At 67.1% G+C, this 1,217-nt stretch carries 1 protein-coding gene; it reads right to left on the bottom strand.

Annotated elements, in window-relative coordinates; genetic code table 11:
* Positions 1–1,217: SIS domain-containing protein (locus PSN43_RS15910; protein WP_272701723.1), on the bottom strand; the 1,217-nt coding region annotated here is incomplete at both ends.

The following is a 1,217-nucleotide window of genomic DNA, read 5'->3' as shown; positions in this document are numbered from 1 at the left end:
ATGGCCTCGGACTGGTTGACCAGCCAGAGCATGTAGTTGGCCAGGGACGAGGCCACCCGGGCGGGCAGGGCCGAATCCGTGGCACCGGAGGCGATCCGCTCGTTGCATTTGTTCAGCGCCACCAGGAGCTCGCCACGGTCGAAGCGGGCCGTGTCCTCAAGCATCCCGGCGATGAGGACGCGGGCCTGGCGGAAGGGCTCGGCATGGGCGTCGATGGCCTTGGCCGCCGACACGCCCCACCAGTGGCCCGCCACGGTCTCCAGCACGAAATCCAGCCCGCCGCCCACGCGGGGCACCTTGATCGTTGCCTCGGCCACGGCGTCGAAGCGGGTCTCGTCCTCGGCGCAGAACACGATGGGCGAACCGTTGTGCGCCTTGAAGATCGTGGTCTCCTTGACCGTGTCCGTGACCACCATTTCCGGCAGGTCAGAGGCCATGACCAGGGTCAGCGGCTCGGTGGACAGGTCGATGTGCTTCTTGTCCTCGGTAACGTCGCACGGAATGGATTTATAGCATAATTCCGACAGCTTGATGCGCACTTCCTGGGCGGCCACGCAGTTGGAGCCGTTGCCGACCAGCGCCCAGTAGCGGTGCACCGGCGCGAACTTCCTCGCCACCTCGGCAATGGCCTCCTTGGTCTCGAGCACCCGGTCGATGCGGCCGGGCAGGGCCTCCAGCGACTCGATCTCGCCGAGGATGGCGGGCCGGTCCAGGGTGCCGAGGATGTCGGCCAGCCACAGGGACAGCAGTTTGCCCGCCGCGATCTGCGAGTAGAACGCCTTGGTCGAGGCAACGGCCATTTCCACGTCGCGGCCGTTGGAGGTGTAGATGTACGAGTCGGATTTCTGCACCAGCGGCGAATTGCGCCGGTTGACGATGCAGTTGACCCACGCGCCCCGGTCGCGGCAGAGGTCCACCACCCGGTTGGTGTCCGTGGTGGTGCCGGACTGCGACACCGGGATCAGGAACACGTCGTCCATGCGCTCGTCGCCCATGAACCCGATCAGCTCCGAGCCGGTGTACGACTCGATGGAGATGCCCGTGGTCGCCAGGGTGCGGCGCAAAAGCTGGGCCACGGCCATGGCGGCCACGGCGGCGGTTCCCTGGCCCACGCAGATGATCCGGCGGATGGGATGCTCCCGGTCGCGGAACCGCTCCACCAGGGCCGGGCCGCGCCCGAATCCCTCGGGCAGGAATTCCACTGCGCCGTCTTTCTT

Source organism: Desulfovibrio sp. Fe33, assembly GCF_028532725.1.
In the GTDB taxonomy this organism is placed as follows: domain Bacteria; phylum Desulfobacterota; class Desulfovibrionia; order Desulfovibrionales; family Desulfovibrionaceae; genus Pseudodesulfovibrio.
The sequence above is the reverse complement of the archived record's forward strand: the minus strand, read 5'-3'. Positions and strand labels throughout refer to the sequence as shown.